The 24,241-nt window shown below is 73.4% G+C and carries 19 protein-coding genes; 11 read left to right on the top strand and 8 right to left on the bottom strand.

Features of this window, described 5'->3' with window-relative positions; translation table 11 throughout:
• Both E1281_RS10085 and E1281_RS10080 read right to left on the bottom strand, forming a co-directional pair.
• Positions 1 to 5,453 (bottom strand): non-ribosomal peptide synthetase (locus tag E1281_RS10085; protein WP_131877013.1); only part of this gene is annotated, 5,453 nt, incomplete at its 3' end.
• Positions 5,454 to 5,903: 450 nt separating this feature from the next.
• The gene (locus E1281_RS10080) at positions 5,904 to 7,439 is read right to left on the bottom strand and encodes an amino acid adenylation domain-containing protein (RefSeq protein WP_243716780.1); all 1,536 of its coding nucleotides are present in this window, start codon (positions 7,437 to 7,439) and stop codon (positions 5,904 to 5,906) included.
• A gap of 232 nt (positions 7,440 to 7,671) precedes the next feature.
• Here E1281_RS10080 and sbnA point away from each other — a divergent pair, with 232 nt between their 5' ends.
• Together sbnA and sbnB are read left to right on the top strand one after the other, a co-directional pair.
• Positions 7,672 to 8,640 (top strand): 2,3-diaminopropionate biosynthesis protein SbnA, encoded by a 969-nt coding sequence (sbnA, locus tag E1281_RS10075; RefSeq protein WP_131877012.1) that lies wholly within the window; start codon positions 7,672 to 7,674, stop codon positions 8,638 to 8,640.
• Between the two features lie 29 nt (positions 8,641 to 8,669).
• A complete protein-coding gene (gene sbnB, locus E1281_RS10070) occupies positions 8,670 to 9,695 on the top strand; it encodes a 2,3-diaminopropionate biosynthesis protein SbnB (RefSeq protein WP_131877011.1) in 1,026 nt (341 codons plus the stop codon).
• Positions 9,696 to 9,699: 4 nt separating this feature from the next.
• Here the strand turns inward: sbnB and E1281_RS10065 are convergent, their stop codons facing one another.
• Positions 9,700 to 10,290, bottom strand: coding sequence for a Uma2 family endonuclease (locus E1281_RS10065; RefSeq protein ID WP_207943204.1), 591 nt, complete (start codon positions 10,288 to 10,290; stop codon positions 9,700 to 9,702).
• 148 nt (positions 10,291 to 10,438) lie between these two features.
• Between E1281_RS10065 and E1281_RS10060 the strand changes: the two genes are divergently transcribed.
• Both E1281_RS10060 and E1281_RS10055 read left to right on the top strand, forming a co-directional pair.
• Positions 10,439 to 10,681: a hypothetical protein gene (locus tag E1281_RS10060; RefSeq protein ID WP_131877010.1), complete on the top strand. Its 243-nt coding sequence runs from the start codon at positions 10,439 to 10,441 to the stop codon at positions 10,679 to 10,681.
• A gap of 90 nt (positions 10,682 to 10,771) precedes the next feature.
• The gene (locus E1281_RS10055; RefSeq protein WP_131877009.1) at positions 10,772 to 11,869 is read left to right on the top strand and encodes an acyl-CoA dehydrogenase family protein; all 1,098 of its coding nucleotides are present in this window, start codon (positions 10,772 to 10,774) and stop codon (positions 11,867 to 11,869) included.
• Here E1281_RS10055 and E1281_RS10050 read toward each other — a convergent pair.
• Complete coding sequence (locus E1281_RS10050; protein WP_131877008.1) at positions 11,844 to 12,254, bottom strand: DUF2000 domain-containing protein; 411 nt, start codon at positions 12,252 to 12,254, stop codon at positions 11,844 to 11,846. The genes E1281_RS10055 and E1281_RS10050 overlap by 26 nt on opposite strands.
• Before the next feature lie 65 nt (positions 12,255 to 12,319).
• Between E1281_RS10050 and E1281_RS10045 the strand changes: the two genes are divergently transcribed.
• Together E1281_RS10045 and E1281_RS10040 are read left to right on the top strand one after the other, a co-directional pair.
• Positions 12,320 to 13,120 (top strand): AraC family transcriptional regulator, encoded by an 801-nt coding sequence (locus tag E1281_RS10045; protein ID WP_243716778.1) that lies wholly within the window; start codon positions 12,320 to 12,322, stop codon positions 13,118 to 13,120.
• A 15-nt stretch (positions 13,121 to 13,135) separates the two neighbouring features.
• Positions 13,136 to 14,134 (top strand): ADP-ribosylglycohydrolase family protein, encoded by a 999-nt coding sequence (locus tag E1281_RS10040; protein WP_243716776.1) that lies wholly within the window; start codon positions 13,136 to 13,138, stop codon positions 14,132 to 14,134.
• 16 nt (positions 14,135 to 14,150) lie between these two features.
• Here the strand turns inward: E1281_RS10040 and E1281_RS10035 are convergent, their stop codons facing one another.
• The 3 genes from E1281_RS10035 to E1281_RS10025 are packed head-to-tail and all read right to left on the bottom strand — an operon-like array spanning position 14,151 to position 16,083.
• The gene (locus E1281_RS10035; RefSeq protein ID WP_131877007.1) at positions 14,151 to 14,570 is read right to left on the bottom strand and encodes a TIGR03668 family PPOX class F420-dependent oxidoreductase; all 420 of its coding nucleotides are present in this window, start codon (positions 14,568 to 14,570) and stop codon (positions 14,151 to 14,153) included.
• Positions 14,571 to 14,601: 31 nt separating this feature from the next.
• Positions 14,602 to 15,405, bottom strand: a complete 804-nt coding sequence (locus E1281_RS10030; RefSeq protein WP_131877006.1) for an enoyl-CoA hydratase — start codon at positions 15,403 to 15,405, stop codon at positions 14,602 to 14,604.
• A 30-nt stretch (positions 15,406 to 15,435) separates the two neighbouring features.
• The gene (locus E1281_RS10025) at positions 15,436 to 16,083 is read right to left on the bottom strand and encodes a class II aldolase/adducin family protein (protein ID WP_131877005.1); all 648 of its coding nucleotides are present in this window, start codon (positions 16,081 to 16,083) and stop codon (positions 15,436 to 15,438) included.
• Positions 16,084 to 16,155: 72 nt separating this feature from the next.
• Between E1281_RS10025 and E1281_RS10020 the strand changes: the two genes are divergently transcribed.
• The gene (locus E1281_RS10020; protein ID WP_131877004.1) at positions 16,156 to 17,073 is read left to right on the top strand and encodes a sugar kinase; all 918 of its coding nucleotides are present in this window, start codon (positions 16,156 to 16,158) and stop codon (positions 17,071 to 17,073) included.
• Between the two features lie 6 nt (positions 17,074 to 17,079).
• Here E1281_RS10020 and E1281_RS10015 read toward each other — a convergent pair whose 3' ends face one another.
• Positions 17,080 to 17,727: an ACT domain-containing protein gene (locus tag E1281_RS10015; protein WP_131877003.1), complete on the bottom strand. Its 648-nt coding sequence runs from the start codon at positions 17,725 to 17,727 to the stop codon at positions 17,080 to 17,082.
• A 189-nt stretch (positions 17,728 to 17,916) separates the two neighbouring features.
• Here E1281_RS10015 and grpE point away from each other — a divergent pair, with 189 nt between their 5' ends.
• The 4 genes from grpE to E1281_RS09995 are packed head-to-tail and all read left to right on the top strand — an operon-like array spanning position 17,917 to position 24,241.
• Complete coding sequence (gene grpE / locus E1281_RS10010) at positions 17,917 to 18,705, top strand: nucleotide exchange factor GrpE (RefSeq protein ID WP_131877002.1); 789 nt, start codon at positions 17,917 to 17,919, stop codon at positions 18,703 to 18,705.
• A 5-nt stretch (positions 18,706 to 18,710) separates the two neighbouring features.
• Positions 18,711 to 20,294, top strand: a complete 1,584-nt coding sequence (locus tag E1281_RS10005; protein ID WP_131877001.1) for an Hsp70 family protein — start codon at positions 18,711 to 18,713, stop codon at positions 20,292 to 20,294.
• 24 nt (positions 20,295 to 20,318) lie between these two features.
• On the top strand, positions 20,319 to 22,970 hold the full coding sequence (locus E1281_RS10000) for a hypothetical protein (protein WP_131877000.1): 2,652 nt from the start codon (positions 20,319 to 20,321) through the stop codon (positions 22,968 to 22,970).
• A complete protein-coding gene (locus E1281_RS09995; RefSeq protein ID WP_243716774.1) occupies positions 22,967 to 24,241 on the top strand; it encodes a GTPase in 1,275 nt (424 codons plus the stop codon). Before E1281_RS10000 ends, E1281_RS09995 begins: the two co-directional genes overlap by 4 nt.

Here is a 24,241-nt window from a genome sequence, read left to right as displayed (position 1 = left end):
TCCCACTGAGGGGCGTGCCCGCCCGCCCGCGCCCCGTAGGCGGTGATCAGGTCGCGGGCGAGGGGTGCCAGCGACCAGCCGTCCCCGCCGATGTGGTGCATGAGCAGCAGCGCGACGTGCTCCTCCGGCCCGACCCGGAACAGGTGGGCGCGCAGCGGCGGCTCGGCGGAGATGTCGAAGGCGTACCCGGCGGCCGTGGCGAGCCGCGTCGGCAGCTCCGCCTCCGTCGTACCGGCGACCTCCAACTCGGGACGGGCCGCGGCCGGGTCCAGGACCAGCTGGTACGGCGTCCCCCCGCTGTCGGGCAGGATCGTCCGCAGCGTCTCGTGCCGGCCGACGAGGTCGCCGATGGCCGCGCGGAGGGCGTCCACGTCCAGGGGGCCGTGGACGCGCAGCGCCAGCGGCATGTTGTAGGTGGCGGACGGCCCCTCGAACCGGTTGAGGAACCAGAGCCGCTGCTGCGCGTACGACGGCGGCACCACGCCGGGACGCTCGCGCCGCTCCAGCGCGGGACGGCCCGGCTCGGCGCCGCCGCCGAGCAGGGCGGCAAGGCCCGCGACGGTCGGGGCCTCGAACAGCGCCCGGACGGGCAGCTCGGTGTCCAGGACGCGGCGGACGCGGCTGACGACCCGCATCGCGATGAGCGAGTTGCCGCCGAGTGCGAAGAAGTCGTCGTCGGCGCCGACCCGCGCCACGCCGAGCAGCTCGGCGAACACGGCCGCGACCGCCTCCTCCGCCTCCCCGGACGGGGCGCGGGACGCGGGCGCCGGCGCGGGCGCGAGCTCCGGCTTCGGCAGCGCCTTGACGTCGACCTTGCCGTTCGGGGTGAGCGGCATCTCGTCCAGGACGACCACGGCCGCGGGCACCATCGACTCGGGCAGGCTCCCCCGGATGTGGGCGCGCAGCTCCTCGGTGTCGAGCGCCTGGCCGGGGGCGGCGACCACATACGCGACCAGCCGCTTGTCCAGCGGACCCTCGACGGGCGTGGCTGCGGGGAGCTCGGGCAGGCCGGGCAGGTCGAGGCCGCCGACCGTGGCGGCGGCCTTCGTGGCGACGACGGCCTCCAGGGTCCGCCGGTACCAGGCGGTGAGCCGCTCGGCGGTCTCCCGGTCGAACAGGTCGAGGGCGTATTCGAGCGTTCCGGTGAGGCCGCCCCGGCCGTCGCGGGCGTCCTCCAGGAGGAACTCCAGGTCGAACTTGGCGACCCCGGCGTCCACCGGCTCGACGGCGACGTTCAGGCCGGGCAGGTCGACGGACGCCTCGGGGTTGTTCTGCAGGGTCAGCATGACCTGGAACAGCGGGTGCCGGGAGAGGGACCGCGCCGGGTTCAGCACCTCGACGAGCCGCTCGAACGGGACGTCCTGGTGCGCGTACGCGGCGAGGTCGGCCTCGCGGACGCGGGCGAGCAGTTCGGCGAACGACGGGTCGCCGGAGGTGTCGGTCCGCAGCACGAGCGTGTTGACGAAGACGCCGACGAGATCGTCCAGGGCGGCGTCGGTGCGGCCCGCGACGGGCGAGCCGATCGGCACGTCGGTCCCCGCGCCGAGCCGGGTGAGCAGGGCGGCGAGCGCGGCCTGCAGGACCATGAACAGGCTGACCTGGTGGTCGCGGGCGAGCGCGGCCAGTCCGTCCGCCAGCTCCGCCGGGACGTCGAAGACGACCTGCCCGCCCCGGTAGGACGCCCGGTCCGGGCGGGGCCGGTCGTGCGGCAGCCGGATCTGGTCGGGCAGCCCGGCGAGGGCGTCCCGCCAGTAGGCGATCTGGCGCGCGGCGAGGCTGCCGGGGTCGGACTCGGAGCCCAGCAGCTCCCGCTGCCAGAGCGCGTAGTCGGCGTACTGGACGGCGAGCGGCGCCCACTCGGGGGCGCGGCCGTCGCGGCGGGCCAGGTAGGCGGTGATGAGGTCGCGGGAGAGCGGCGCCAGCGACCAGCCGTCCCCGGCGATGTGGTGCAGGACGACCAGGAGGAGGTGCTCGTCCTCGCCCAGCCGGTACAGGTGGGCCCGGATCGGCGGTTCGTTCGCGAGGTCGAAGCCGCGCGTGGCGTCCATGAACAGGGCGCCTCGCACGTCGCCGGTCTCGCCGATCGTCAGCCGCGGCTCGGCCTCCCGGGGCGCGAGGAGCACCTGGTGCGGTTCGCCGTCGGCGTCGCCGAACAGCGTCCGCAGCGACTCGTGCCGGGCGACGACGTCGCGCAGCGCCTCCCGCATCGCGTCGTGGTCGACCGCGCCGGTCAGCCGCAGCGGGATCGGCATGTTGTAGGTGGCGGTCGGCCCTTCGAGGCGGTTCAGGAACCAGAGGCGCTCCTGCGCGTACGACACCGGCAGCGGGACGGGGCGCTCGGCGGGACGCAGCGCCGGGCGCCCGGCGGCGGACCCCGCCGCGGCCTCCGCGCCGATGCGCTCGGCGAGGCCCGCGACCGTGGGGGCCTCGAACAGCGCGCGGACCGGCAGCTCCACGTCCAGCGCGGCGCGGGCGCGGGCCGCGACGCGGGTCGCCTTCAGCGAGTCGCCGCCGTGGTCGAAGAACCCGTCGTCGATGCCGACCCGGTCCAGGCCGAGGACGCCGGCGAAGATCCCGCAGAGGATCTCCTCGCGGGCGTCGCGCGGCCCGCGCGAGGCGGGGGCCGCCGTGAAGTCCGGTTCCGGCAGCGCGGACCGGTCCAGCTTGCCGTTCGGGGACAGCGGCATCGCGTCCAGCACCATGATCGCGGACGGCACCATGTAGGCGGGCAGGGTCCTGGCGGCGAACGCGCGCAGCTCGCCCGGATCGACCGCGCCGACGACGTAGCCGGTGAGGACGCCGTCGCCGACGGCGTCGCGGCGGGCGGCGACGACGCTCTGCGTGACGGCCGGGTGCGCCGACAGCGCCGCCTCGATCTCGCCCAGCTCGATCCGGAACCCGCGGACCTTCACCTGGTGGTCGAGGCGGCCGAGGTACTCGATCTCCCCGGCGTGGTTCCAGCGGACCAGGTCGCCCGTCCGGTACATCCGCTCGCCCGGCGCGCCGAACGGGCACGCCACGAACCGGTCGGCGGTCAGCGCGGGGCGGTGCAGGTATCCCCGCGCCAGCCCGTCCCCCGCCAGGTACAGCTCACCGGGGACGCCGACGGGGACGGGCCGGAACCGCCCGTCCAGCACGTAGAGGCGCGTGTTGGCCATCGGGCGGCCGATCGGGGCGATCCCCTCGGGGTTGCCGTCGTCGTACCAGCCGGTGACGAAGATCGTCGCCTCGGTGGGGCCGTAGATGTTCGAGATCCGCGCGTCCGGGAGCAGCGCGCGGGCGTCCTGGACGAGCTGGGGCGGCAGCGCCTCACCGCCGAACGCGATGTCGCCGACGTCCAGCCGGAGCCCGCCGCGGCCCAGCAGCACCGCGAGCGCGGAGGGCACGCCGCTGATCAGCGTCCCGGACCAGCCGCCGCGCTCGGCGATCTCCAGGAGGTCGCGCACGACCTCGATCTCGCCGCCGCATGTGAGCGGCACCAGCCACTCGAACAGCGACACGTCGAAGTTCAGCGACGTGGAGAACAGGACGCGGCGCATCCTCTCCGCGCCGTAGCTCGCCATGGACTCGGCGCAGAAGTCCAGGACGTTGGCGTGGGAGATGACGACGCCCTTGGGGCGGCCCGTCGAACCGGACGTGTAGATGATGTACGCCGGGTTGGCGGGGCGGAGCGGCCGGACGCGCTCGGCGTCGGTGACGTCCGCGCCGGAGTGGCCGTCCAGGGAGAGGGCGTCGAGTTCGACGCGGGGCGTCCCGCCGGGCAGCTCCGCGTCCCGGGTCGTGATGACGCAGGCGGGGGCGGCGTCCTCCAGCATGTAGGCGATGCGGTCGGGCGGGTACGCCAGGTCGATCGGCTCGTACCCGGCGCCCGCCTTCATGACGGCCAGCGCCGCGACGACGAGGCCGGCGTCGCGGGGCAGGGACAGGGCGACGAAGTCCTCGGGGCCGACACCGCGCTCGATCAGGTGCCGGGCGAGGCGGTTCGCGCGGTCGTTCAGCTCGGCGTAGGTGAGCCGGGTCTCCCCGGCGACGACGGCCGTCCGGTCCGGTGTCGCGGCGGCCTGCGCCTCGAACAGGTCCGGGACGGCACCGGGCGCGACCGGCAGGGCCGTGTCGTTCCACTCCTCCAGGACGCGGAACCGCTCGGCGTCGTCCAGCAGCTCCACCTCGTGGAGCGGCGTGGACGGGTCGGCGTCCCCGAGGGCGTGCAGGAACCCGACGTAGCGGTTCAGGTGCGCGGAGACCTGCTCCTCCGTGTAGAGGCCGGGGTGCGCCTCGAAGTCGACGCGCATGCCCGCGCCGTCGAAGTTGTCGTAGATGTTGATCGACAGGTCGTCGACCGGGCCGGTCGTGATGGCGTGCGCCCTGGCCGGCAGGCCGGCGAAGTCCAGCCGGTAGTCGAACGGCATGACGTTGATGACCGGCCCGTACAGGCGGTGGCGCTCGCCGAGCAGCTTCAGGTCGCGCAGCAGGTCGTCGCGCCGGTACCGCTGGTGGCGCAGCGCCCGCGCGGTCGCCCGGGTCGCCGACCGGACCAGCTCCTCCACGGTCATGTCCGGGTCGACGCGCACGCGCAGCGGCAGCACCGTGGACAGCATCGCGGGGGTCTCGCGGGCGGCCTCGGTGGTGCGGCAGGCGGCCGCGAGACCGAGGATGACGTCCTCGGTGCCGGTCATCCGCGCCACGTACGCGGCGGTCGCGGCGATCGCCAGTCCCGGCGCCGCGGTGCGCAGCCGGCGGGCGCCGGCCGCGAGCCTGCCCGTCTCGTCCGGCGGGATGACGGTGATGCGGCTCAGGTAGTCGGCGGTCGGCTCGGCCATCGCGTCCGACAGCGACACCGCGACCGGCTTGTCGGCGAACCGCTCCGTCCAGTACGCGCGGTCGCGCTCGAACCTCTCCGACGCGCGGTAGTCCTCCTCCTCGGCGAGGACCTTCCGGAAGTCTCCCAGCTCTCCCGCCTCGTACTCGCCGCCGGAGGCGAGGAGGGTGTAGACCTCCGCGGCGCGGCGGCTGATCAGCAGGCCGCCGTAGCCGTCCAGGGCCACGTGGTGGGCGCGCACGAACCACCGGTGCCGCTCGGGCGACAGCCGCAGCAGCGCCGTGTGGAACAGCCGCTCGCCGTCCGCGGGCAGCGGCTCGGCCATCCGCGCGTCCGTCCACGCCCGCGCGGCGGCCTCCGGGTCGGGCTCGCCGGAAAGGTCCACGAGGGGGATCGACGCGCTCGCGTCCGGGTCGAGAATCTGGTGCGCGACGCCGTCGACGTCGGCCAGCCGCGCGTTCTGCGCGAGTGCCTCGTGCGCCGCGATGCGCGCCACCCGGTCGAACAGCCCGTGGTCGAGCGGCCCATCGATCTCGATGTACTGCGCGATGTGAATCGGCGTTTCGGGAGCCAGCTGCTGCGCGTACCAGACGCTCCGCTGAGCGGCCGAAAGAGGAACGTACTCGGTGGACATCAAGCGGCACTTTCCCGGTCGAAGGGGGTTTGCTTTACACCCGAAGTCGGCACCGGCCCGGCGCCGACGGGCAGAAAATGAAAGAGAATGACCACAGAAATCGGGCTGTTCCCCGTCCCCTTTCACCCCGAGTCCCTTCCGGGAACGCGATCGCCCCGCGTCCACCCGGGAGCCAACGCACCGTGGTCCGGTCAATACAGAGCGCCGCCATGTTCCGCCCTTGCCCCGGACCGCCCTGGACCCACGTTCTACTCAGGAGTAGCGGAGCCACAGTCAACCAGCCTGTCACATGCCTCGCAATCCCCTCAAAAGCAGAACTTGGCCCGGCCCATTGCTAACAGGAGTGACAAAGCAGGCGGCGGTCGACCCGCCGTTCATGGCCGCCGACGCTCGCCGGTTGACAAAGGTTCACAACACATTCGACCCAGGACGGTTACGAAGAGTGATGATTCACCCGGCCGGGTACTCGTGCACGACCACCGCGGCGGCCCCCACCGACGGGTGCCGCTGCAGCACCGCCTCGATCTCGCCCAGCTCCATCCGCACCCCGGCGATCTTGACCTGGCGGTCGACGCGTCCCAGGTACTGGAGGGTGGGCCGGTCCTCGCCGCCCGCGCCCGGCGGCAGCAGCCGCACCGCGTCGCCCGTCCGGTAGAGGCGGCCCGTCGGGGAGTCGCCGAACGGGTCGCGGTAGAAGGCCTCGCGGGTCCGCTCGTCGTCGCCCAGGTAGCCGCGCCCGACGACCACGCCGCCGACGAACAGCTCACCGGTCTCGCCGATGTCGCAGGCGGACCAGGTGCCGTCGTCCTCCTCGCGCAGCACGTGCAGGCGCGCGTTGACGATCGGCGTGCCGATCGGCAGGCGGAGAAGGTCCAGGTCGCCGGCCGTGACGGTGTGGTGGGTGACGTCGTCGGAGCACTCGGTCGGGCCGTAGGCGTTGAGGAGGCGGGCGTGCGGCATCGCGTCCAGCCAGCGCCGCGACAGCTCCGCGGGCAGTTCCTCGCCGGTGGCGATCATCCAGCGGAGGCCTTGCAGGGGCCTTTGCCCGGGGGGCGTCCCCCCGGAACGACGGAGCCCGGGGGCCAGGTCGTCGAGGAGGTGCCTGACCATGGTCGGGACGAGTTCGACGACCGTGATGCCCCGCTCGTCCACGGCCTGCGCGAACGCGACCGGATCGTGCGCGACCTCGTCGCCGACGACCTCCACCCGGCCGCCGAGCAGCAGCGGGCACAGCATCTGCCAGATCGAGATGTCGAAGCCGAGCGGGGCCGTGAACGCGACGACGTCCGCGCCGGTCAGCCCCATGTCGATGATCTTGGCCCAGAGGTGGTTGACCATGCCCTGGTGCTCGACGACCGCGCCCTTGGGGCGGCCCGTCGACCCCGAGGTGAACAGGACGTACCGGGGCAGACCGAGAGTGTGCGAGCGGGGTTCACCGGCCCACGGCCGGAGGCCCTCCGCCGCGGCCGCCCGCACCACCCGGCAGCCCGTCTCCGCGGCGCCCTCGGCCGGCGCGCCCGCATCGTCCGCCATGACCAGCACGGACGCGCCCGCCTGGGCGAGGACGTCGCGGACGCGCCCCGCCGGCCACGCCTCGTCGGCGGGCACGTACAGGGCGCCGACCAGCTCGATGGCGAGGAACGCCGCGATCACGCCGGCGCTGCGGGGCCCGCCGACGCCGACCACCGTTCCGGGCTCGACGCCCTCGTCCACCAGCAGCGCGGCCAGCCGGCGCGCCTCCCCCGCCAGCTCCGCGTAGGAGAGCGTGCGCGCCCCATCGGTGACGGCGGGACGGTCCCGCTCGGCGGCGAACCGCTCCACCCGCGCGACCACGGGATCGGCGAGGTCCACGCTCTCCTCGCGGAGCATGCCGTGCCGGGCGGCCAGCTCCCGGGCCCGCTCGACCTGGGCCGCGGGCACGTCGAGGGCGGGCAGCCCGGCCAGGGGAAGCAACCGGTCCACGGCGGGCCCGCGAGCATTCATCATTACTCTCCGTGATGTAGAACTTCTCCACCGTCATCACCAAAACAAGCGGAGGACATACCTTATCCGTGGTATGCCAGAAGCATCTCGCATTCGCCACTACCCGTCGGTAAGTAGGGGGTTGCGTGGAGAAGATGCACGCCGGTACCGTGATGCTTCGCCATGGCCGGGCGCGAGACCGCGGCGAACTCCGGGGGACGATGAGGGATTTGTTTCTTCATTTGAAGGTGGCAGTGTGCCGATAATCACCGCGCCGCAGGATTTCAATGTCGACGACCTTTACGTCGATCTGCGGCATGTCATCGATCGCCCACTGTACCTCAAATGCGAGGGATTCAATTTCGCGGGGTCGGTCAAATTGAAGGCCGCCGCCGCAATGGTGGAGGCGGCCGAGGCGGAGGGCGCGCTCACCGAGAATTCGATCATCGTCGAGTCGTCGTCCGGAAACCTCGGCATCGCGCTCAGCCTGATCGCGGCGAGCCGGGGGCTGAGGTTCGTGTGCGTCACCGACCCGCGCTGCAACCCCGCGTCCATGCGGGTCATGCGGGCGCTCGGCGCCGAGGTCCGGGTCGTGTCCGACCGGGACGCCAACGGCGGCTACCTCGGCGGCCGGATCGCCCACGTGCGCGACCTGTGCGAGTCCGGCGCCGAGTACGTGTGGCTCAACCAGTACGCCAACCGCAACAACTGGCTGGCCCACTACCGTGGGACCGCTCCATCCATCGACCGGGAGTTCCCCGGCCTGGAGGTCCTCTTCGTCGGCGCGGGCACGACCGGGACCCTGATGGGCTGCGCCCGCTACTTCCGCGAGCGCAACCGTCCCGTCACGATCGTCGCCGTCGACGCGGTCGGGTCCGTCACCTTCGGCGGCATCCCCGAACGCCGCATGGTGCCCGGCCTCGGCACCAGCAGCAAGCCCGGCCTGGTGGACGAGTCGCTCATCGACGACGTGGTCCACGTCCCCGAGCCCGACACGATCCGGACCGTCCGCGCCCTGTCCTCGCGGGGGTTCCTGTTCGGCGGCTCCACCGGCACCGTCGTGTCCGGCGCGTCCCGCTGGCTGGAGGCCAAGTACCCCGGCGAGGACCCGGTCGCGGTGGCCATCGCCCCCGACCTCGGCGAGCGCTACCTGGACTCCATCTACGAGGACGGCTGGCTCCGCGAGCACTTCGGCGCAGAGCTGCCGGATATCCTCGACGCCTGATCACCCCAGAACACCACGGAGCATTTTCGATGACGCAGGCCCCCTCTTTCGCCGTGATCTCCGGCGCCCAGATCCACGACGCGGTCGCCGGGCGGGAGGAGCAGGTCACCCGGATGGTCGAGGACGCCTACCGGCTGCACGGCGAGGGGCGGACCGTCAACCCCGACTCCTACTTCCTGCGCTTCCCCGACCGCCCGTCCGACCGGATCATCGCCCTGCCGGCCTCCGTCAAGGGCGACGTCGGCGTGCACGGCATCAAGTGGATCTCCAGCTTCCCCGGCAACGTCGCGAACGGCATCCCCCGCGCCTCCGCCGTCCTGATCCTCAACGACGCCGAGACCGGCTACCCGTTCGCGTGCCTGGAGAGCTCCATCATCAGCGCCGCCCGCACCGCCGCGTCCGCCGCCCTCGCCGCCGCCACCCTCGCCGACCGGCGCGGCGACCGGCCCCGCCGCGTCGGCTTCATCGGCGTCGGCATCATCGCCCGGTACATCCACACCTACCTGGCCGGCAACGGCTTCACGTTCGGCACCCTGGGCATCCACGACCTCTCTTCGGAGCACGCCGAGGGCTTCAAGGGCTACCTGGAACGCTCGGAGAAGGGCGAGATCACGATCCACGAGTCGGCCGAGTCCCTGATCCGCTCGTCCGACCTGGTCGTCTTCGCCACGGTCGCCGGGGAGCCCCACGTCACCGACCCCGCCTGGTTCGCGCACAACCCCCTCGTCCTGCACGTGTCGCTGCGCGACCTCTCCCCCGAGATCATCCTGTCGTCGTGCAACATCGTCGACGACATCGAGCACTGCCTGAAGGCCGACACGTCCCCCCACCTGGCCGAACAGCAGGTGGGCCACCGCGACTTCGTCGACGGGACCCTCTACGACGTCCTCACCGGCAGGACCACCCCGTCCGCGGACAAGCCCGTGGTCTTCTCCCCGTTCGGCCTGGGCGTCCTGGACCTGGCGGTGGCCCGCTACGTCTACGACGAGGTGTCGTCCTCAGGCGCTCTGACCACGGTCCCCGACTTCTTCCACGAAATGAAGCGCTACGGCTGACGCCTCAGGCGAACCCGGAGGTGTCCAGTTCGATCTCGAACGGCTCGGGCAAGGGGAGAGCCTTGCCGAACGGCACCTGGTCCGTGTGCCTGTAGGCCGTCTCGTCGGGTCCGCTGAACAGCGTCACCGTCTCCTCACCCCGGTCCACCAGCAGGTAGAGCGGGATTCCAGCCCGCGCGTACCCGTACCGCTTGCTGCCCCGATCAGGCCCTGGCCTTGAGGACGTCACCTCGACGACCATGGCGACACGATCGGGGTCGGGACGCAGCCATTCGGGAGTCCCTCGGAAGAAACGCAGCTCCGCGGGAGCAATGATCATGTCCGGGATCACGCGGTTCTCCCGGCCTTCACCGTCACCAGGGATGATCAATCCCTTCTGACCGGCCCAGTGGAATCGCCGAGGGGAGTCTCGGACGATCTGCAAGGAGATCTCAGCGATCCAATCCTCATGGTCGCCAAGGGGGGGTGGGGTCACGACGATCTCTCCGTCGATCAGCTCGGCTCGGAAGCCCTCGGGGGTCTCAAGGGCGAGGAAACCTTCCAGGAGAACGTCGGTGTCCTCGTGCGACAGAGGGTCATGAACCATCACAGTCATGCTCTGCTCCTTTCCTCGCGGGCGAGTATATGAGCAGAGCGCCACCTTCCGCATACAGATCGTAGTTGTATGAGCGTACGTCTCCAGCGTACGGCCCGGGTCCCGTTCGCGGCAGGTAGAACGGGCCGGGAACGGGCACGGTTCGTCTATGGATGAGCGAGAGTTCAGGCGCGGGGACGTCCAGGAGCTGTCGGACTTCGAGCTGGCCGTGTACGAGACCGTCGCGACGATCGACAAGGGCGGGGGCGCGGCGGACTTCGACACGATCGAGGAGCTCGTCGGAGCGCCCGAGGAGGACCTGTGGGCCGCGCTCGGGCACCTGGTGGAGGCCAACCACCTGCATTCGACCAGCAAGGGATACGTGCTCGGGCCGCATGACTGGGCGCCCTGACCGTCCCGGTGGGCGGGAGCGCGTGCGAGCGGATGAGCGGGCTGCGGCATGATGGCCGGGCGGTTCAGGACATGTGGGGAGGCCACCCGGATGCAGCTCGTCGTCACGGAGGAACAGCGGGAGCTGAAGGACACGCTGCGGCGGTTCTTCGCCGACCGGTCCCCTTCCGCCGAGGTGCGGCGGCTCATGGAGACGGCCGAGGGCCACGACCCCGGGGTGTGGGCGCAGATGGCCGGGCAGCTCGGGCTGCAGGGCCTCGCGATCGGCGAGGAGCACGGCGGCGCGGGGTTCGGGATGCGGGAGCTGGCCGTCGTGTTCGAGGAGATGGGACGGGCCGTGGTGTGCGCGCCGTTCCTCGCCACGATCACGGCCGCGGCGGCGCTGGAGGCCGGAGACGGCGGGCACGACCTGCTGGCGCGGATCGCGGACGGGTCGACGATCGCGACCTTGGCGGTGGCCGAGGACGGCGGGAGCTGGGATCCCGGGTCCGTGGCGGCCACGTTCGAGGACGGAAAGCTGCGCGGAACGAAGAACTTCGTCCTGGACGGGCACATCGCCGATCTGATACTCGTCGTGGCCCAGGGCGCGGACGGCGTCGGGCTGTACGCCGTCGAGGACGTGGCGGCGGTGGAGCGCAAGGTGCTGCCCACGCTTGACCAGACGCGGAAGCTGGCGCGGATCGAGTTCGACGGCGTCGCGGCACGCGAGGTCGGTGGAGAGGACGCCGTCAGGCGGGCCCTGGACGTCGCGGCCGTGGCGCTGGCCGCCGAGCAGCTCGGCGGGGCGCAGGCGACCCTCGACATGACGGTGGAGTACGCGAAGGTGCGGCACCAGTTCGGGCGCCCGATCGGGTCGTTCCAGGCGATCAAGCACCGGTGCGCGGACATGTTCGTGCTGGTGGAGTCGGCGCGGTCGGCGGTGCTGCACGCGGCGGCCGTGGCCGACGAGAGCCCGGAGGAGCTGGCGCACGCGGCGGCGCTGGCGAAGGCGTACTGCTCGGACGCCTTCTTCCACACCGCCGGCGAGGCGATTCAGTTGCACGGCGGCATCGGGTTCACGTGGGAGCACGACGCGCACCTGTACTTCAAGCGGGCCCAGGGGTCCCGGCAGCTGTTCGGGACACCCGACCGGCACCGCGAGCGGCTCGGCGAGATGGCCGGGCTCACGGGTGCAGGCGCAACCCCTTGAGGACCTTGTCCACGCCGTTCTTCGGGCCGTGGACGCAGAACCCGACGAGCGGCATCTCGTCGGCGGAGACCGCGCGGACGGTCTCGCGGTTGGCCTCGTCGTGGCCGGTCTTGAACATGTCCTCGATGTAGACGGCGGTGTCCATCTCGCGGGTGCGGGCCCGTGTGTGGGCCTTGCGGATCTCCTCGGCGCCGGCCTCGTAGACCAGGACGGGCTGCCGGAACATCGCCATGTAGGTGTTGCCCGACGCGTCCTCGTACGGCTCGCCGATGACGCCCGGGAAGCGGCCCGCGACGGCGCTCGCGAGGAACGCGGTGACGTTGAGCCGCTGCCAGGCGGCCAGGTCGTCCCGGACCACGATCCCGATCTTGGTGTCGAAACGCATGGCCACGAGCGTGCCCGGGGGCGCGCGGGATGTCTTGAACGCTCGTGCGCGGCAGACTGGGCCACGTGGAATGGAGCAGGTACTGGCGGTCGGCCGACCGTCCGCTGGAGGCGATGCACGCGCGGTTCGAGCGGCACGTCTACCACCGGCACAGCCACGAGACGTACTCGTTCGGCGTCACCGAGGACGGCTACCAGGCGTTCCGGTGCCGGGGCGACGCCCACACCAGCGCGGCCGGGATGGTCCTCGCGTTCAACCCCGACGACCCGCACGACGGCCACCCCGCCGACGAGCTGGGCTTCACGTACCGGATCGTCCACATCGGCCCGGAGCTGGTCTCGGATGTGCTCGCCGACATCACCGGCCGCCCGGTGGGGCCGCCGCTGTTCGACTCGCCCGTGGTGGCCGATCCCGTCCTGGCCGGGAATCTGCGCGGCCTGCACGCGGCGCTGCTGGACGGCGCGTCCGCGCTGCGGCGCGACGAGCTGCTGACCGCGACGGTCGGCTCGATGGCCGGCCGGGCATCGACGCGGCCGCTGCGCGCCTCGCCCGCGACGGGTGCGGTCGAGCGGGCGCGGCGGCGGCTCGAGGCGCTGGACGACGTGGGCGCCGACGAGCTGGCCGAAGCGGCGGGGTGCAGCAGGTTCGCGCTGTACCGCGGGTTCCGGCGGGCCTACGGGATGGCGCCGAGCGACTACCAGCGCCAGCTGCGGCTGCGCGCGGCACGGCGGCTGCTCGCCCGGGGCGAGGCGATCGGGGACGTCGCGGCGGTGACGGGGTTCGCCGACCAGAGCCATCTGACGCGCTGGTTCGTCCGCTGCTACGGCATGACGCCCGCCGGTTTCCGCAGCGCTCGTACCGACTGAGGCAGAATGCCGCCCATGAGAAGGGCGAGCGGGGCGATGTTCGGAACGGCGTACGGGGACTCCCTCGGCGCGCCCACCGAGTTCCTCACCATGAAGCAGATCCACCGCCGTTTCGGCGAGCACGGGCCGACGCAGCTCAACGGCGATCCGGCGCTGGTCACCGACGACACGCAGATGGCGATCGCGGTCGGCCTCGCTCTCCTGGACGCTTTGGAGAACCCTCCTTTCACCGCCGATCTGATCACGCCGCTGTGGCGGCGGCGCTTCATCGACTGGCTCGACAGCCCCGACAACGACCGCGCGCCGGGCCACACCTGCCTGCGCGCGTGCAGGGGCCTGGCGTCCGGGAAGCCCTGGGTGGAGGCCACCGTCGCGGGCTCCAAGGGCTGCGGCGCCAACATGCGCGTCGCGCCGGTCGGCCTCGCTCCCGGCCTCACCGACGAGACCCGGGCGGGCGCGTCCCAGCTCCAGGCCGCCCTCACCCACGGGCACCCGACCGGGCTGGCCGCCAGCGAGCTGACGGCGTTCGCCGTCCGGTGGCTGGCCGACGGCATGGACCCGTCCGACCTGCCCGCCGCGCTCCGCGCCCGCTGCCACGACCAGCGCACCGTCTACCACGAACGCTGGCTCGGCGCGCTCTGGCAGCAGCCGGGCATGGACGCCCCCGAGACGTTCATCGCCCGCGGCTGGGACGAGTGCCTGGCCGTCCTCGACCACCTGGACGAGGCCCTCGGACGCGGCGACCGCGCGTCCGACCCCTGCGAGATCACCGGGGCGGGCTGGACGGCCGAAGAGGCCATGGCCACCGGCCTCCTGTGCTTCCTGCTGTTCCCCGAGCAGCCGGTCGAGGCGATCTGGCGGGGCGCCGCCAGCTCCGGCGACTCCGACTCGATCGCCTGCCTCGCGGGCGCCTTCGCCGGCGCCCACCTCGGCATGGACGCCTGGCCCGGCGAGTGGTCCACCCGCATCGAGTACGCCGCCGACCTCGCGAAGATCGGCGGCGCCTGGGACTGACGCATGGGCCCGACGCCTACGACGCCGCCCAGCCGCTCAAGCCGTCGATCGTGACGGCGATCACCGGACCCTCGGGCGGGCGGTCGCGGTACTGGGGGTAGCGGTCGGCGAGCAGACGGACGGGCTCGGCCGTCCTCGCGGCGTCCTCGACGACGTACGCGTGGCCGTCCACGCGAACCCACCAGAGGCGGTTCCAGTCGTCCTCGTAATGGTCGGCCAGCAGGGCGACGCGCGGATTGGCGCGGATGTTGGCCAGCCGCCGCAGGTCGCGCGTGCTCTTGGGCTTGTGGTCGACGGCCGTGTAGACGGTCCCCCGGTGGACGGCGAACGTCACCGGAACGAGATGCGGCCGCTCGTCCTCCCCGACGGTCGCCAGGCGCACGACCGGGACCGTCGCCAGCAGCCGCCGCGCGTCGTCAGGCGAGAGCTTCGGCACCCGCTCAGCCTGTCACGCCGGCCGCCGTCCGTCAGTCCTTGAAGTCCGGGGGGCGGTTCTGTTTGCGGGCCTTGATGGCCTCCTCGAAGTTGTGGGTGGTGAGACGGACGTAGAGCTGGGCCAGGCCCTCCTGTCCCATGTGGGCGTCCAGGCTCGCGGCGTCCAGGCTCGACCACAGCATCCGCTTCGTCAGCTCGGTGCCGGGGCGGCTGAACCCGGCGATCCGCTCGGCCAGCTCGTAGCACGAGTCGAGGAGCTTGTCGGGCGGGACGACCCGGGACAGGAGCCCGATGCGTTCGGCCTCGGTGGCGTCCACGTCGCGGCCGGACAGCATCAGCTCGAAGGCGCGGGACGACCCGATGGCGCGGGGCAGCAGGTAGCTGAGGCCGAGTTCGCTCGCGGTGAGGCCGTTGTTGATCCCGGCGGCGCGGAACAGCGCGGTGTCGGCGCCGAGCCGGATGTCGGCGGCCAGGGAGAGGCAGAGGCCGCCGCCGATCGCGGGGCCGTTGACCGCCGCGATGACCGGCTGGTGGACGCGGCGCATCGCGCGGACCACGTCGTCGAGGAGTTCCATCGAGCGCAGGGCGATGGTGGGGAGCGTGAGCCCGTCGATGCCGGGGATGTCCCCGGCGTTCTCCAGGTCGGCACCGGAGCAGAAGCCGCGCCCGGCGCCGGTGATGACGACGACGCGGGTGTCGTTGTCGCGGCTGACCTCTTCCAGCGCCTCCCGGAACGGGACCATGACGTCGAACGCCATCGCGTTCATGCGTTCGGGCCGGTTGAGCGTGATGAGCGTGATGTGCGGGCGCGGCCTGTCGATCAGGACGAAGGGCAAAGCGGACCTCCCACGGTGACCTAACAAGCGTTAGGTTACACGCGGGAACTCCGGGGGCCGCAGGCCGCGCTCCACCACCGCCGCCAGCTCGTCGCCGGTGAGGACGCGGGGCTCGCCGATCGCCTTGGCCCGCACGTAGACGCCGCACAGCCATTCCAGGAGGCGGGCGTTCTCGAACGCCTCCTCCAGGTCGCGGCCGATCGTGACGCCGCCGTGGTTGGCCATCAGCGCCGCGCGCTTCCCCCCGGCCATGGCGGCCCGGACGTTCTCCGCGAGCTCGGGCGTCCCGTAGGTGGCGTATTCGGCGACCTGCACCACGCCGCCCAGCAGGAGGGTGTTGTAGTGGATCGGCGGCAGCTCGGACATGGTCGTCGCCACGACGGCGCCATAGGTCGAGTGGGTGTGGACGATGGCCGCCGCCGGGGTCGTCTCGTACAGGGCCAGATGCATCGGGGTCTCGGACGAGGGCGCCCGGTACCCCTCGACCAGCCGGGCAGACATATTCACCACCGGGCAGTCCGCGGGCTCCATCCGGTCCAGCATCATTCCGCCGGGCGTGACCGCGACAAGGTCGCCCGACCGGACGCTGATATTGCCGGCCGCTCCGGTGACCAGGCCGGTTCCGGCCAGGCGGCGGCCGATCGCGCACAGCTCGTCCCGTTCGTCCCTCAGCAACATACGAATACCTCTCACGTTTCCCGGGCCTCACCGCGTACGCTACGACCCTGACGATCTTCAAGGGGTCTGGTCATGACGGTTGTAACACTGGGCGCGCACATCCTCGACGTGCTCGCGCGGCCCGTCGAGGGCATCCCGGACGGTCAGGGCACCGTCGTCGTGGACGAGATCAGGGCCACCGCCGCGGGCGCCGCCGCCGGGACCGCGGTGGCGCTCGCCAGGCTCGGCAACGACGTCGTCTCGGTCGGCGCGATCGGGGACGACGACCTCGGCGACCTGCTGGTGGCCGTCATGACGCGCAACGGTGTGGACGTGCGCGGGCTCGTCCGGCGGACCGCCGACCAGACGAGCGCGTCGATCCTGCCGATCCGGCCGGACGGCGGGCGCCCCAGCTTCCACGTCCCCGGCGCCAACCTGACCCTCACCGCCGGCGCCGTCGGCCCCGGGCTGCTCGCCGCGGCGAGCGTCGTCCACCTGGGCGGGCCGGACGTCACGTTCGGCCTCAACGACCCGGCCTTCTTCGAGATGCTCGCCCACGCCCGCGAGACCGGCACCGTGGTGACGATGGACCTGCTGTCCAGCATGCCCGACCTGCTCGACGGCGCCGCCGCGTTCCTGCCGCACGTCGACCATTTCCTGCCCAACGAGGAGCAGGCCGCCGCGATGACCGGGGAGAGCGACCCCGAGAAGGCCGCCGCGGCGCTGCTCGGCAGGGGGCCAGCGACGGTGGTCGTCACGCTCGGGAGCGAGGGCAGCCTCGTCGCGACGGCCAAGGGCGTGCAGCGGCTGCCGGTCGTGCCCGTCGAGGTCGTCGACACCACGGGCTGCGGCGACGCCTACTGCGCCGGGTTCATCACCGGGCTCGTCCAGGAGCGGGACGTCCTGGAGTCGGCGCGCTGGGGCACCGCGGCGGCGGCGACCGTCGCGCAGGGACTCGGCTCCGACGCCTGCCTCACCGACCTGGACGGCGTCCTCGGCCTGTTGAAGTGAGCCGGGTCAGAGGGCGGAGTCTCCGGCGCGCTCGCCGGTCAGGACGGCGTCCGCCGCGCCGGCGAGCTGCTCCAGGCGGGACACCTCCGTCCGGTGGAACGGCGGCGCGCCGGTCCGGGCGACGACGAGCGCGGCGCTGCCACCGGTGATCGGGCACACCGCGTAGTGCGTGCCGTCCGGCGCCGTGAAGGCGCGCGGCCGCAGCGGCAGGAGGCCCGGGAGATCGGCCCCTGCCTGGCCGCCGACGCTGGCATACACGATCACCGCCTCGCCGGGGTCCCCGCCCTTCGGCTCGGCCAGCACCGCCCAGTCCGCGCTCAGGATGGCGGGGACGGCGTCCGCGAGGATCTCGGCGCCGCGTCCCGGACGGGCCGCGACCTGCCCGATCACGGCGGCCTCCGGGCAGCCCTGGGGTTCGGCCGTCGGCCATACCCCGGCGACCTCCACGCCGGGGACGGCCTCCAGCCCGTCGATCAGCCGCTCCAGCCCCGCCCCGGCGGGCCACGCGACCGTGAAGTCGTCCATCGCCCGGCCGTTGTCCCGCTCCAGCACCGACATCTGGACGACGTCGGCGCCGGCCGCGCCCAGCGTGCGGGCCACCTGCCCCAGCGATCCGGGGCGATCGGGCAGCCGGACACGTATCCGCAGCAACATCGCGACCTCCGCTCTCCGCTGCCATCACCTTCGGCGAAGCCTGTTTCCACGGCGTTACCCGGAGGTCTCGCCACGACAAAACCGCGCCGTTGGCGGTGCTGGAATGACGGGTACGGGTCAAACTAGAGTCCAATGAAGGTCATCAGCAGGCCTATCGCCTCATGCCACCCAGGATTAAGGTAACTCCACGTGTCGAGGGACGGGGACCCCCCAGTCAACGAGGACTCCGGAGCCCAGCCGGAGCGCGCGCCCGGAAGGGACGCCGGGGACGAAGCGGCGGCCACCGCCGTACGCGGCACCGCCCCGCCCGGCCCGGAGGGACCGGAGGGCGAGGCGTTCCGCTCCGACGTCAGGGACGCCCTGGCGGGGCTGGCCGCGCGGCTCGACCGCGAGCACGAGCGCGCCGCGCACCGCGAGGCCGTCATCGACCGGCTGCACGAGGAGAACCAGCGGCTGCGGCGCGGCGAGCTCCAGGCGATGCTGGAGCCGGTCCGCGCCGCGCTGTACCGCCTGCACGACCAGGCGCGCCGCGAGTCGCGCCGGCTCTCCGCCCCGGACATGACCGACCCGCCGGACCCGAGGCAGACGGCGCTGCTGCTGGAGGCGGTCGCCGACGACGTCGCGGACGCGCTGGCGCGGCTCGGCGTGGAGCGGTTCGCGGTCGAGCCCGGCGCCCCCTACGACGCGTCCCGCCACCGGCCGGTCGCGGTGACGCCCGTCGACGACCCGCTGCGCGACGGCACGGTGACGGCCGTCCGGTCCGACGGGTTCGAGCAGAGCGGGAAGGTGCTGCGCAAGGCGGCCGTCGCGGTCGCCAAGCTCGACGGCGCGCAAGGCGGCGGCGCGAAAGACAAGGTGGACGACGACCCCGAAACCGGGTCGAACGGGGCTGGTCCCGAGGTCGGGACCGGCTCGAATCGCCTGCGCGGGACGGGGCGCGGCGAGACGATGAACAGCGGACTCGGTACCGATAGGTGAGGGACATGGCTGTCTACGGGATCGACCTCGGAACCACGTACTCCTGCATTGCCTCCATCGACGATGTCGGGCGGCCGGCGGTCCTGCGCAACCTGGAGGGCACCGACACGACCCCGTCCGTCGTCTACTTCGAGAGCGGCGAGAACGTCATCGTCGGCGCCACCGCGAAGGACACCGCGGTGCTGGAGCCCGACAACGTCGTCAGCCTCGTCAAACGCGACATGGGCCGGGACGTGACGCGCCCCATCCACGGGATCGACTTCACCCCCGAGGAGCTGTCGGCCTTCATCCTGCTGAAGCTCGCGACGGACGCGCGCACCACGACGGGCGAGGAGACCCGCGACGTGGTCGTCACCGTCCCCGCCTACTTCGGCGCGGCCGAGCGCGACGCGACCCGCAAGGCGGGCCGGATCGCCGGGCTGAACGTCATCGACATCGTGTCGGAGCCGATCGCCGCCGCGATCACCTACGGCGTCCTCAACCCCGAGCAGGACAGGACGATCCTGGTGTACGACCTGGGCGGCGGGACGTTCGACACCACGGTCATCACGCTGCGCGACGGGCACATCGAGGTCGTCTGCACCGACGGCGACCACGAGCTGGGCGGCGCCGACTGGGACGCGCGGCTCGTCGAGCACCTGGCCGAGCGGTTCCGCGCCGAGCACCCGGACGCCGGCGACCCGCTCGACGACAAGCAGACCGAGCAGCAGCTCCGCCGCGACGCCGAGGACGCCAAGAAGGCCCTCACCACCCGCACCGCGCACACCGTCCGCGTCATGCACGCCGGGCGGGTCGCGTCGGTCGAGGTGACGCGGGAGAAGCTGGAGGAGCTGACCAAGGACCTCCTCGACCGGACCGTCGAGATCACCGGCCGGACCCTGGCGACCGCCTCCGACAAGAACGTCGACGACTACGACGACCTCGTGCTGGTCGGCGGGTCCACGAAGATGCCGGTCGTCGCGGCGCGGCTGGAGACCGAGCTGGGCCTGTCCCCCCGGCTGCAGGACCCCGACCTCGCGGTCGCCAAGGGCGCCGCCCTGTACGCGTTCGAGGAGACCTACCGGCGGCTCGTCCGGGAGGGCGCGGCCGAGCGCGCCGAGGAGATGGCGAGCCGCGCGGGACTGTCCGCCGAGCAGCAGAAGCAGATCGCCGGGCGGCAGATCAAGACGGTCGCCTCGCACGCGTTCGGGATCGTGGTGGTCGACCGGGAGACCGGCGCCGAGAACGTCGCGCATCTCGTGCACGCCAACGACGAGCTGCCCGCCGCGAAGACCGAGGACTTCTTCACCGTCTACGACGACCAGGCGTCCGCCGACATCCGGGTGATGGAGCAGGCCGGGGTCGTGGAGTCCGCCGACCTGATCGACAACACCGAGATCGCGACCGGGGAGATCCGCGTCCCGCCCGGCAAGAAGGCCGGCTGGCCGATCGGGGTCACGTTCGCGCTCGACTCGTCCGGCCTGCTGAACGTCACGGCCGTGGAGAAGGAGACCGGCGAGCGGCTGGAGCTGAAGGTCGACGTCGGCGGCATGTCCGAGGAGGAGGTCGAGCGCTCCCGGAAGGCCCTCTCCCGGGTTCAGGTCAGCTAGCGGCCCGCGGCCCCGGAGGCGCCCGTGACGTTCGACGACGACTACCGGCGGGAGGTGCTGGAGCCCGCGCGGGAGGCGGGCGATCAGCCCCCCGAGGACCTGCGCGTCCGGTACGCGCTGGCCGACACGCTGGCCGACCCGCGGGCGGCGCCGGCGGTCGCGGCGCGGGTCAAGGAGGTCAGGCAGTGCTGGCGGCGGGCCCGGGGGCAGCTGAAGTACCGCAAGCTGATCGACCGGCTGGAGGCCGAGCACCGTGAGCTGGCGCCGCTGTTCAGCGCCGCCGAGCGCGGTGACCTGCGCCCGCTGAACGCGCGGCTGCGCGGCGGGCGCGAGCGCGGCGAGCGCCGCCGCGCCCAGGCCCGCGCCCGGCTCGCCGACGCGGCGGGGACGCTGAGGATGGCGACGCCCGCCGAGATCGAGGGCATCGCCCGCACCGGCGGCGTGACCCGCGCCGAGCTGGAGGGGCTCGCCGCCGGCGACCGCATCGAGATCCGCGAGCCCGACCCGCTGCCGACCGCCACGCCCTATCCGGCGTACCGGAAGGTCCAGGAGTCGCTGGACGTCCTGGGCAAGCGGCACCTGGCCGACTTCCTGTTCGGGGCGCGTCTCACCGGGCCGGTCCGGCTGCTGGACGGCTTCGCCGCGCCGGGCGCGAACCTGCGGCTCGACGCCGACGCGGTCGCGGCGGCCGGCGCGGAGTGGGCCCGCCGCAGCCGCGACACCAGCACCACGCACGCCGACACGATCCTGGCCGCGCTCCGATCGGGGGCCGACCTCCCCGAGCTCGTCCTCTACGACGTGGTGGAGCGGCTCCGCGAGCGGCTGCGGCAGCGGGCGTCCGAGCGGGCGCTGCTGCGGTTCGCGACGGAGGACCTCGGCATCGACCAGGGCGACGCGCGCCGCATGGTGTTCGCCGTCGTCCGCGAGTCCGGGCCCGGCGGCGGCCTCGCGGGACGCCTCCGCGCGCTCCTGGACGCCGGCGAGGTGTTCGCCGCGTCCGAGCTGGCGGACGCCGCGAGCGTCCCCCGCGCGTCCGGGGGCCCCGAGGCGCCGGAGGAGGAGGTCCTCGCCGCCGAAGCCCGGCACCGCCTCGACACCGCGCTGCGCCTGCGCGAGACCGCCGCCGCCGAAACCGACCCGGACCGCGCGTACCGTCTCCTCGCCGACGCCCTGCGGCTCGTCCGCGACCTCCCCGGCGCGGCCGCCCACCAGCGCCGGCTGCCCCCTCATCCCGCCGCGTCGGTGACCGCGGACGTGGACGCCCCCGCGGACGCCTCCGCCGCCGGCGGGCGCGGTGAGGCGGCGGTGCGGCTCTCGTGGGCGCCGTCGCCGTCCGCCGCGGGCGCGGTGTCCTACCAGGTCGTGCGGCGGCAGGGGCGGCCGCCACGCGATCTGCGGGACGGGACGCCGATCACCGGGGACGTCGACGGGCGGCCGCCGGTCAACGTGCCGCTGTACTACGGCGTGGTCGCGGTGCGCGGCGAGGCGGCCGCCGCGCCCGCCGTGGCCGGGCCGCTGCTCGTGCGGCCCGATCCGGGCGAGGTGGAGCTGCTGGCCGGGGACGGCCAGGTGACGGGCCGGTGGCGGTGCCCGGCGGAGGCGGCGCGGGTCGTCGTGGTCCGCGACGGGCGGACGGTCCCGGCCGGCCGCGACGGGTTCCGCGAGCGGGTCCCGAACGGCCGGACGCACCACTACCGGATCTGCGCCGTCTACCTCGACGCCTCCGGCCGCGAGGTCGTGACGGACGGCGTGCGGGCCTCGGTCACGCCGAGCGCGCCGCCCGAGCCGGTGTACGAGCTGACCGCCGGCGCCGACGCGTCCGATCCCGGCCTGGTCCGGGTCCGGTTCGACCCGCCCGGGAACGGGACGGCCGAGCTGGTGCTGGCGGAGGGGCCGCCGCCGTGGCCGCGCAGCGCGCTCGTCCCGCTGGAGGAGGTGCGGCGCGACACGCGGCGGCTGGCGTGCGCGCCGGTCCCCCGCGGGCTGGAGGTGAGGCCGGGGTCCAGCGGGTGGCTGCTCGCGGTGACCGTCGCGGAGGGCACCGCGGCGATCGGCGCGTACCACCGGCACGTGAACCTGCCGCCCCCGCGCCGCCTGGTCGCCGAGCGGCGCGGCGCCCACGTGCACGTCGGGTTCGACTGGCCGCCGGACGTCGCCGAGGTCGAGCTCGTGTACCGGGTCGGCGCCGGGCCCCGGCCCCCCGGCGGGCACGGGAGCGAGGTCGTGACCCGCGCCGCCTACGACACCCAGGGCGGCATCAGGCTGCCGGTCCCCGAGGACGAGCGCGTCGAGCTGTCGGTCGCGGCGGCCGGGACCGTGGGCGGCTCCCGGGTGACCGGGCCGCCGGTGACCGCCGAGGTCGAGGCCCGCACGATCGTCCGCTACGACGTGCTGCGGTCGGGGCCGCCGTGGCGGCGGACGCTGACCGTGCGGCTCACCTCCCCCCGCCCGCTGCGGCTGGCGCGGCTGGCGCTCGTGCTGCGCGCCGGGCGGGTCATGCCCCACCGTCCGGGCGACGGGGAGACGCTCGGGGCGTGGGAGCAGGTGCCCGTGCCGGGAGAGCTGTCGCTGGCCGTGCCGGACGCCCCCGGGCCGTACTGGCTGCGCTGCTTCGCCGACGACGACTCCGTCGAGTTGAGCGACCCCCCGGTCCGCCGGCTCCAGGTCCAGCGATGACGGGGCCGCTCGCGCGGGTGCCCGGTGTGCCGTCCCGGCGGCGTGCGCCGGGTCAGGGCTCGTCCCGGCAGGGCGTCACCTGCCCGTACTGCTTCACGTCCGTCGCGCCGCAGCGGATCCTGTTCCGGTGCCGGGGGCGGTCCGGGCGGCGGCAGGGCTGCGCGCCCGTCCTGGACGAGGAGCTCGCCGCGTACACGGGGGCGGCGGCGGGCGCGTCGCTGCCGCCGGTGTTCGCCGCGTCCGGGCGCAAGGGGCGCGCGAACTGCCCGGACTGCGGCCTCCCGACCGGAAACCGGGCCTGCCCGCAGTGCCACAACCCGCTGCCGTCGGCGTACGTCGACTCACCCGGCCGGATCGTCGCGCTCGTCGGGGCGAAGAACGCGGGCAAGAGCACCTACATCGCCGTGCTGCTGCACGAGCTGATGAACCGGGTCGGGACGGAGCTGGACGCGTCGCTGGTGGCGTGCGACGACCGGACGATCGAGCGGTACAAGCGCGACTTCGCGCGCCCGCTGCTGGAGGAGCGGCGGCTGCTGCCGACGACGGCGAGCGCCGCCACCGGCCCGCGCGAGCCGCTGGTGTACCTGCTCACCCGGACGCGCCGGGGGCGCTTCTCGCGCGCCCGCAACGACTCGCTCGCTCTGGTGCTGTTCGATACCGCGGGCGAGGACCTGCGCAGCCGCGAGGTCACCGACCTGCATCTGCGGTACCTGGAGGCCGCCGACGCGATCATCTTCCTGGTCGATCCGCTGGAGCTGCCCGGAGCCCGGACCGGCGTGCGGGAGCCGGTTCCCGCGGCCCGCCCGGGGGACCCGTCGCAGGGACGGGATCCCGACAGCGAACCGCTGAACATCATCGCCCGCGTCACCGACGCGCTGCGGCAGCGGCACGGCACGCGGCCGGGCGAGCCGCTGCCCGTCCCCGTCGCGGTCGCCCTCACCAAGATCGACGCGCTGCGGCCGGGGCTGCTGCGGCAGTCGGCGCTGCACCGGTCCCGGTCCGGGCAGGGCGTCCTGGACCTCGACGACAGGGACGCGGTGCACGAGCAGGTCCGCGCGCTGCTGCACGAGTGGCAGGCGGGCCAGCTCGACACCTACCTCGGGCAGCAGTACGCCGACCACGCGCTGTTCGGCCTGTCGGCGCTCGGCGGCGTCCCGGAGGGGGAACGCGTCGGCGCGGGCGGGGTCCGGCCGTACCGGGCCGAGGACCCGCTGCTGTGGCTGCTCCACCGGTTCGGGATGCTCGACGGCGTCCGTCCCGGGGGGCCGTAG

Origin of the sequence: Actinomadura sp. KC345 (assembly GCF_004348515.1) — a bacterium.
Classification (GTDB): Bacteria; Actinomycetota; Actinomycetes; order Streptosporangiales; family Streptosporangiaceae; genus Spirillospora.
The sequence above is the reverse complement of the archived record's forward strand: the minus strand, read 5'-3'. Positions and strand labels throughout refer to the sequence as shown.

Coding starts and splice junctions, on each gene's coding strand:
- E1281_RS10020 (WP_131877004.1), top strand. CDS start 16,156: ATGACGGTTGTAACACTGGGCGCGCACATCCTCGACGTGCTCGCGCGG.
- E1281_RS10080 (WP_243716780.1), bottom strand. CDS start 7,439: ATGATGAATGCTCGCGGGCCCGCCGTGGACCGGTTGCTTCCCCTGGCC.
- E1281_RS10055 (WP_131877009.1), top strand. CDS start 10,772: ATGCAGCTCGTCGTCACGGAGGAACAGCGGGAGCTGAAGGACACGCTG.
- sbnB (WP_131877011.1), top strand. CDS start 8,670: ATGACGCAGGCCCCCTCTTTCGCCGTGATCTCCGGCGCCCAGATCCAC.
- E1281_RS10040 (WP_243716776.1), top strand. CDS start 13,136: ATGAGAAGGGCGAGCGGGGCGATGTTCGGAACGGCGTACGGGGACTCC.
- E1281_RS10065 (WP_207943204.1), bottom strand. CDS start 10,290: ATGACTGTGATGGTTCATGACCCTCTGTCGCACGAGGACACCGACGTT.
- E1281_RS10015 (WP_131877003.1), bottom strand. CDS start 17,727: ATGTTGCTGCGGATACGTGTCCGGCTGCCCGATCGCCCCGGATCGCTG.
- E1281_RS10005 (WP_131877001.1), top strand. CDS start 18,711: ATGGCTGTCTACGGGATCGACCTCGGAACCACGTACTCCTGCATTGCC.
- E1281_RS10050 (WP_131877008.1), bottom strand. CDS start 12,254: ATGCGTTTCGACACCAAGATCGGGATCGTGGTCCGGGACGACCTGGCC.
- E1281_RS09995 (WP_243716774.1), top strand. CDS start 22,967: ATGACGGGGCCGCTCGCGCGGGTGCCCGGTGTGCCGTCCCGGCGGCGT.
- E1281_RS10060 (WP_131877010.1), top strand. CDS start 10,439: ATGGATGAGCGAGAGTTCAGGCGCGGGGACGTCCAGGAGCTGTCGGAC.
- E1281_RS10025 (WP_131877005.1), bottom strand. CDS start 16,083: ATGTTGCTGAGGGACGAACGGGACGAGCTGTGCGCGATCGGCCGCCGC.